This is a genomic window from Micrococcus sp. KRD077 (assembly GCF_017168505.1).
GTDB lineage: Bacteria > Actinomycetota > Actinomycetes > Actinomycetales > Micrococcaceae > Micrococcus > Micrococcus luteus.
The window spans coordinates 22516-30047 of sequence record NZ_JABFAZ010000008.1 but is presented as its reverse complement, the minus strand read 5'-3'; the positions used below and the strand labels follow the sequence as shown (position 1 = coordinate 30047).

General features: G+C 71.1%; 7 protein-coding genes and 2 pseudogenes. 7 read left to right on the top strand and 2 right to left on the bottom strand.

Annotation, left to right across the window (positions count from 1 at the left end; all coding sequences use genetic code 11):
- Nucleotides 1-191: 191 nt before the first annotated feature.
- On the top strand, nt 192-635 hold the full coding sequence (locus J1M39_RS02480; RefSeq protein WP_012750707.1) for a DUF3151 domain-containing protein: 444 nt from the start codon (nt 192-194) through the stop codon (nt 633-635).
- A gap of 8 nt (nt 636-643) precedes the next feature.
- A complete protein-coding gene (locus tag J1M39_RS02475; protein WP_063189666.1) occupies nt 644-1285 on the top strand; it encodes a thymidine kinase in 642 nt (213 codons plus the stop codon).
- Nucleotides 1286-1463: 178 nt separating this feature from the next.
- Here J1M39_RS02475 and J1M39_RS02470 read toward each other — a convergent pair.
- Nucleotides 1464-2693, bottom strand: a pseudogene (locus J1M39_RS02470) (short-chain fatty acid transporter); the annotation flags it as partial.
- A 97-nt stretch (nt 2694-2790) separates the two neighbouring features.
- Between J1M39_RS02470 and J1M39_RS02465 the strand changes: the two are divergent.
- The 4 genes and pseudogenes from J1M39_RS02465 to bioB form a co-directional block, all read left to right on the top strand.
- Nucleotides 2791-2996: pseudogene (locus J1M39_RS02465) on the top strand (transposase); the annotation flags it as partial.
- 63 nt (nt 2997-3059) lie between these two features.
- Nucleotides 3060-3653 carry a GNAT family N-acetyltransferase gene (locus J1M39_RS02460; RefSeq protein ID WP_205805016.1) on the top strand — a complete coding sequence of 198 codons (594 nt, stop codon included), beginning with the start codon at nt 3060-3062 and terminating at the stop codon, nt 3651-3653.
- Between the two features lie 110 nt (nt 3654-3763).
- Nucleotides 3764-4156 (top strand): hypothetical protein, encoded by a 393-nt coding sequence (locus J1M39_RS02455; RefSeq protein ID WP_206496425.1) that lies wholly within the window; start codon nt 3764-3766, stop codon nt 4154-4156.
- Between the two features lie 208 nt (nt 4157-4364).
- Nucleotides 4365-5519 (top strand): biotin synthase BioB, encoded by a 1155-nt coding sequence (gene bioB / locus J1M39_RS02450; RefSeq protein WP_206481494.1) that lies wholly within the window; start codon nt 4365-4367, stop codon nt 5517-5519.
- 32 nt (nt 5520-5551) lie between these two features.
- Here the strand turns inward: bioB and J1M39_RS02445 are convergent, their stop codons facing one another.
- Nucleotides 5552-6103 carry a hypothetical protein gene (locus tag J1M39_RS02445; protein WP_206481426.1) on the bottom strand — a complete coding sequence of 184 codons (552 nt, stop codon included), beginning with the start codon at nt 6101-6103 and terminating at the stop codon, nt 5552-5554.
- 136 nt (nt 6104-6239) lie between these two features.
- Here J1M39_RS02445 and J1M39_RS02440 point away from each other — a divergent pair, with 136 nt between their 5' ends.
- A complete protein-coding gene (locus J1M39_RS02440; protein ID WP_135039950.1) occupies nt 6240-7529 on the top strand; it encodes an adenylosuccinate synthase in 1290 nt (429 codons plus the stop codon).
- Nucleotides 7530-7532 lie beyond the last annotated feature (3 nt).

Here is a 7532-nt window from a genome sequence, read left to right as displayed (position 1 = left end):
GGCGCGGGGTGGGTCATGGAGGCTCCTTCGACGGCATCGGCGGCCCGGCCCCGGGAGCGTGGGGCTGCGGACGGACGCTGCGCCTACGGTACCGGACCGTCCTGGACGCGGGGACGGCGATCCGTCCGGCGTCCGGCGCCGTCGATAGACTCGGCCGCGACCGCATCGTCCGCGAGGAGAAGAGGCATCCCATGTCCGAGTCCCTGATCGGCAAGAACCTGATGGAGCCGCCGGCCACGCGCCTGCCGGAGGAGCCGGAGGTGCTGGCCCGGCTCGAGGCAGGTGACCTGCCCGAGGACATCGTGCCGGTGGCGCCCGAGTCCTCCCTGGTGTGGGCGCTCATGGCGGAGGACGCGTGGGCCGAGGGCCGGACCGTGGACTCCTATGCGTACGCCCGCGTCGGCTACCACCGGGGTCTGGACGCGCTGCGCCGGGCGGGGTGGCGCGGCGCCGGCCCGGTGCCGTACGCCCACGAGCCCAACCGCGGCTTCCTGCGCGCCCTGTACGCGCTGGGCCGCGCGGCCGCCGGGATCGGGGAGTCCGAGGAGGTCGAGCGCATCCGCACCTTCCTGCGGGACTCGGACCCCACGGCCGCAGAGCAGATCGAGGCCGGCCAGGGCCGCGCCCAGGGCTGAGCGGAGCCGTGGCCAAGCTCTACTTCCGCTACGGGGCCATGAACTCCGGCAAGTCCACGGGCCTGCTGCAGGCCGCCTTCAACTACGAGGAGCGCGGCCAGCGGGTGCTGCTGGCCAAGCCGGAGGTGGACGTGAAGGGGGAGGGCGACGTCGTCTCCCGCCTCGGTGTGACCCGCGCCGTGGACTTCCTCGTCCCGGCGGGCGCGGACGTGCGGGAGCTGTTCCGCCGGCACGCCACCGGTGACGACCCGGACGCCCTCGTGGGGCACGTGGAGGCCCCGCCCATGGCGTGTCTGCTCGTGGACGAGGCGCAGTTCCTCGAGCCGGCGCAGGTGGACGACCTGCTGCGCATCGCCGTGCTCGACGGCGTCCCCGTGATCGCCTACGGACTGCGCACCGACTTCCGCACCCGCTCCTTCCCGGGCTCCGCGCGGCTGCTGGAGCTGGCGCACTCCCTCGAGGAGCTGAAGACCATCTGCCGGTGCGGCCGGAAGGCGGTGTTCAACACGCGCAAGGTCGTTGACCCGGCCACGGGCGCCGAGCACTTCGTGTTCGAGGGGGACCAGGTGGCGATCGACGGTGTCCAGGTGACCTACGAGTCCCTGTGCGGCACGTGCTACCTAGCGGAGTCCGGCGGTGCCCTGGGCTGAGGCGGCCATTGCCAGGCAACTGCCAGGCTGCGTGACGGCTGCGCCCATGCTCGGTTCGTACGGTGGAACCACTTCATCGAGGTGCGAGTGATGAAGGTGCGAGTGATGACAGGCGAAGGGCCCCGGTGATCCCGGGGCCCTTCGTCTGTCCTGCCACGTCCGGCATCGGCCGATCGGGTCAGAGCGAGACGAGCAGGAGCGTGCCGCCGAAGACGAGCCCCGACGCGAGCAGCACGACCGTGGTGTACCCCAGGATGTCGCGCATCTTCAGCCCGGCGATCGCCAGAAGGGGGATTGCCCAGAACGGCTGGATCATGTTGGTCCACTGGTCGCCGTAGGAGACGGCCATGATGGTGATGGCCGGGTCCACGCCGAGCGCGTCGCCGGCCTGGAGCATGATCGGGCCCTGCACGGCGAACTGTCCGCCGCCGGAGGGGACGAAGAAGTTCACGAGGCCCGCGGCCAGGAACGCCAGCAGGCCGAACGTCACCGGGTTCGAGATCGCCACGAAGGCGTCCGAGAGCACCGCCACCAGGCCGGTGGACGTCATCATGCCGAGGATGCCCGCGTAGAGGGGGAACTGCAGCAGGATCTCGCCCACGTTGGACGCGGCCGACTGGGTGAGGCCGATCAGCTCGTGCGGACTGCGCACCAGCAGCAGGATCAGCGCGAGGAAGGACCAGTTGACGATGTCCAGGGTGAGGGTGCCGCCGCCGACGAAGTGCATCACCAGATAGGCCACGAGCATGGCGCCGACGAGGAGCGTGGGGGCACGGGAGGCGTCGAGGCGGTCCGCCGGCGTCTCGATCTCCGATGGGGGCGCGGCGTCCCGGTCCCGCGCGTCGATCTCCAGCTCCACGATCCGGTCCCCGGCGCGCGGGGCGACGAGGAACAGGGCCAGGGCCACGACGAGCATGGTCACCACGGCGGCGGTGATGTTCCACCAGGAGAAGGTGGTCTCCGAGACCGGGACCGTCCGGCCGCCCAGGCTCTCCGTGAGGAACGAACCGGGGGTGGCGGCCGTCAGCGGGCCGGAGCCCGAGTACCCCATGTGCCACACCACGAACCCGGAGAACCCGGCGGCCACCAGCATCGGGAAGTGCAGGACCAGCCCGCGCTCACGGGCCTGCGCCGCGACCTCCTTGGCCAGCAGCGCACCGACCACCAGGCCCAGGCCCCACGTGATGAGGGAGGCCGCCGCCGCCACCACGAACACGAAGATGTAGGCGGCCAGGGGCGTGCGGGGAATGCTGGCGAGCCTGGCGAGCAGACGGCGCACCGGGCCGGTGTTCGCCAGGATGTGGCCGAGCATGAGCACGAGCGCCATCTGCGTGATGAACGCCAGCAGTCCGGACAGGCCGTCACCCCAGCCCACGACGACGTCGGCCGGCCCGGCCGGAGTGAGCAGCGAGGACCTCCTCTGTTGTGAGGCGGGCCTCGGCGCTGGAGATGGCCTAGGGCGTGTCTGAGAATGGCTCCAGGGACCCGCTGAGATCCGGGGAGCCATGTCCCGGTTGCACGTCGTCTCCGATGCCCGATCGGAGCTGATCGCCCCGCTGCTCCAGACCGCACGGGCCGGCAGGGTCGACCCTTCTCGAATGTCCACACGATGGTCGAAGCGATCATCTGCCGGTGCAGGTGCGGGACTCCGTGGCGGGATCTGCCCGAGGTCAACGGGCCCTGGCAGACCGCGTGGACCTGGCATCGACGCAGGGTGTGGGCACTGGTCTGTCCGGGGGCTGACTCGAGGACTCTTGTTCGTACCCTGTCTGTCATGGCCACCCCTCTCCTGGAGCTCGCCGCGAGTCGAGGCGTCTGCTTCCCGCTGCGAGCCCGCCGGCTGACCCTCACTCCGTTCCGGGGTCTCGATGCGCCCGCCGTGTGGAGCTTCTGCCGTCTCGAGCAGGTGTGGTCGTGGACCTCCGGCCGCCCGGAGAGTGAGAACGCGCTGCGCGAGTCCTACCTCGGGGCGGGGGACCGCCTCACCGTGCGGGCCGGAGACGTCATCGTCGGTGTCGGGAAGGTCGCGGTGCAGGACGCGTGGAGTCAGGACGGCCCGCAGGAGGAAGCCCGGGACGCCCAGGCCGAGCTCGGCTGGACGATCGATCCGCGCCAGGCCGGGCAGGGCTATGGCACCGAGCTTGCGCGAGCCCTGCTGGGCTTCGCGTTCGACGATCTGGGTGTGCGACGCGTGGAGGCTCATGCCTTCGCGGACAACGCTCCGAGTCTGCGCATCATGGAGAAGGTGGGGATGCGTCACGAGGGCACGTTCAAGGAGGAGTCTCTGCATCTCACGCCCGGCTGGGTGGATGGCGCCACCTACGCGATGCTCGCCTCGGAGTTCCATTCGCCCCTTACGCAGGAGTGATCCCGGCGGCCACGACCGCATGATCTGCCGCTCCACCGCCGAGGGCCGTGTGCCAGCAGGGGGCTGTGAGCCGGGTGGGGAATGAGCGTGAGTGGCGGTGGCGCATCGGTGTGGCATCTGCCCTGGTGGGTTCGGCTGGTGTGTTCGCGGGGCTGCGGCAGGATCTGGGACTGGGGTGGGGTTTGACGCTGGTGGCCGTCACGGCCCTCGGGGCGATGCTCGCCTTGCGAGGGGTGCATCACCGGGTCGAGGCGGAGCAGGCTCGCCGCAACGTGTTTGACGCCGGAGCCGGCTCCACCGCGTGGGTGATGCTGCTGATGGGGGCCGCGGTCATTCCGGGGCTGGTGCTGAACGCGATCGACGACGCCGGCGTCCGGGCGGTCGTGGCCGGTCTGCTCGGCGCGGTGCTCGCTGCCGCCGCCCACGGCATCCTCGCGGCGACGACGACGTTCGAGGAGCAGCCTCGGCCCGAGCCGGTCCCTCTGGACCGGCACGGGCGCTGACGTCGGGGTCATGGCCCCCCGCTCCTGAACACTGTTCAATGAACACTGTTAGAGTCCCTCGAGTCAGAACCACCCGGGGCCGAGCCCCGCCCACCGGAGAGGCCCGCATGACCGCCACCCAGGACTCCCCCTGTCTCTTATAAACATCTCCGAGCCCACGAGAGTAGTCGACCCCCGCCCCGCCGCCGCCCTCGACCCCGAGGCCCTCGTGGACCGCATCGAGGCGGGCCACGTGCTTACCGCTGAGGAGGCCGTCGCTGTGCTGGACGCCCCGGACGCGGACACGTTCCGCATCGTCGCGGCGGCCTCGCGCCTGCGCGAGAAGCACTTCGGCCGCACCGTCAAGGTCAACTACCTGGTCAGCCTCAAGACCGGCCTCTGCCCGGAGAACTGCACCTACTGCTCCCAGCGGCTCGGCACCGAGGCCGAGATCCTGCGCTACACGTGGCTCAAGCCGGAGGAGGCCGTCCGCCAGGCGGGTCTGGGCATCGCCGGCGGCGCCTCGCGCGTGTGCATGGTCGCCTCGGGCACCGGCCCCACGGACCGCGACGTCGACCGCGTGGCCGGCATGGTCGGCGACCTCAAGGCCCAGCACCCGGACGTCGAGGTGTGCGCGTGTCTCGGCTTCCTCAAGGACGGCCAGGCCGAGAAGCTCAAGGACGCCGGCGTCGACGCCTACAACCACAACCTCAACACGGCCGAGTCCCACTACGAGTCCATCTGCACCTCCCACACCTACGAGCAGCGCGTGGACACCGTGCAGCGGGCCGGCGCCGCCGGCCTGTCCTCCTGCAGTGGCCTGATCGCGGGCATGGGGGAGACGCACGAGCAGCTCGTCGAGGCCGTCCTCGCGCTCCGCGACCTGGACTCCGACTCCATCCCCGTCAACTTCCTCATGCCCTTCGACGGCACCCCGCTGCAGGGCCACCAGCAGCTCACGCCCCTCGAGTGTCTCCGGATCCTCGCCATGGTCCGCCTGGCGTGCCCGGACAAGGAGCTGCGTATCGCCGGCGGCCGCGAGATGCACCTGCGCTCCCTGCAGCCGGTCGGCCTGCAGGTGGCCAACTCGATCTTCCTCGGCGACTACCTCACCTCCGAGGGCCAGGACGCCGAGGCGGACCTGCAGATGATCGCCGACGCCGGCTTCACCGTGCTCGGCGCCGAGGAGCGTGCGCAGCAGGCCGCGGCCGACGACGGCGCCTCGGCCGGCGGCTGCTGCGGCGGCACGGACGACGCCGGCCCGTGCGGCTCCGGTGCGGCCGGAGCTGCGGAGGACGCCTGCCCCGACACGGGCGCCGAGGGCACCGTGAAGCCCGAGCTGCGCCGCCGGGGCGCGGGCACGGCCGAGCCCGCCAACGCCTGAACCCGCGCTGACCGCCGTCGTCGGGAGCGTGCTCAGCGAACGGCGCGGATCCGCCGCACCACGCACACCACGATCACCGCGAGACCGGTGAGCGCACTGACGGCCACGAGGGCGAGGCCGCCCACGATGCCGACGTCCATCGCGGTGCTCGTGCCGAGCAGGTCCATGAGCACCGGGGTCGTGGCGCCGGAGTCCGGGTGGTCGCCGCCGTCGGGGAAGATGATCGCGGCCAGCGCGAAGGACCCCCAGGAGACGCCCAGCAGCGTGTGCAGCAGGCGCCCCAGCCGGATGCCGCCCCGCTGCTCATCCTGCGGGTTCACGCGGGGCAGGAGGAACAGGCTTCCCACCAGGACCATGAGGACGAGTTCGTGGGGCAGGGCGCCGAAGACCATGTAGATGACCGTCATCCAGCCGTTCGCGCCGAAGTTGGAGCGCAGGGCGAGCGCGATCAGGGGCAGGGCGAGGAGGGCCAGCGCCCACGGCAGCACGGCCCAGGGGCGCCACGTGCCCACGCTCGGGCCCTTGCGGGTGGGGGTCGGGGAGGCGAACTCCGAGTGCTGGGTGCCGGGCGCTGCGGTGCTCATGGCGCCAGCGTAGCCAGAGGGTGGCATCCGTCACGCTGGTAGGATTCGGGGGTACGGCCTCCGTGCGCACCGCAAGGGGGCGTTTTCCATGTACGGGCCGGTCCGGGACGACCCGCGGCCCTGAGGAGAGATGCAGATGCCAGCGATCGCGATCGTCGGAGCCCAGTGGGGCGACGAGGGCAAGGGCAAGGCCACCGACCTGCTGGGCGGGCGAGTGGACTACGTCGTCAAGCCGAACGGCGGCAACAACGCCGGGCACACCGTCGTCGTCAACGGGGAGAAGTTCGAGCTCAAGCTGCTGCCCGCCGGCATCCTCTCGCCCAACGCGGTGCCGGTGATCGGCAACGGCGTGGTGGTGAACCTGGAGGCGCTGTTCGAGGAGATCGACGGGCTCGAGTCCCGCGGCCACTCGTGCGAGCACCTGAAGATCTCCGCCAACGCCCACCTCGTGGCGCCGTACCACCAGACCATGGACAAGGTGACCGAGCGGTTCCTGGGCAAGCGCGCGATCGGCACCACCGGCCGCGGCATCGGCCCCACCTACATGGACAAGGTGGCCCGCCTGGGCATCCGCGTGCAGGACATCTTCGACGAGTCGATCCTGCGCCAGAAGATCGAGGGCGCCCTGCGGCAGAAGAACGAGCTGCTGGTGAAGCTCTACAACCGCCGCGCCGTCACCGTGGACGAGATCGCCGAGTACTTCCTGGGCTACGCGGACCGCCTGCGCCCCATGGTCGTGGACTCCGTGAACCTGCTCAACGACGCCCTGGACGAGGGCAAGGTGGTGCTCATGGAGGGCGGCCAGGCCACCTACCTGGACGTGGACCACGGCACCTACCCGTTCGTGACCTCGTCCAACCCGACCGCCGGCGGCGCGGCCGTGGGCGCGGGCATCGGCCCCACCCGCTTCTCCCGGACCATCGGCATCGTGAAGGCCTACACCACGCGCGTCGGCGCCGGCCCGTTCCCCACGGAGCTCTTCGACGAGATGGGCGAGCAGCTGCGCACCACCGGCGGCGAGTTCGGCGTGAACACCGGCCGCCCGCGGCGCACCGGCTGGTACGACGCCGTCATGGCCCACTACGCCGCGCGGATCAACGGCTTCACGGACTACTTCCTCACCAAGCTGGACGTGCTCACCGGCATCGAGAAGATCCCGGTGTGCGTGGCCTACGAGGTGGACGGCGTGCGCCACGACCGCATGCCCATGACCCAGACCGAGTTCCATCACGCGAAGCCGGTGTACGAGCTCTTCGACGGGTGGACCGAGGACATCTCGGGCGCCCGCGCGTTCACGGATCTGCCGCTGAACGCCCAGCGCTACGTGGAGGCCCTCGAGAAGCTCTCCGGGTGCCGGATCTCCGCGATCGGCGTGGGCCCGGGCCGCGACCAGGTGGTCCAGGTCCGCGACCTCATCGAGGACTGACCC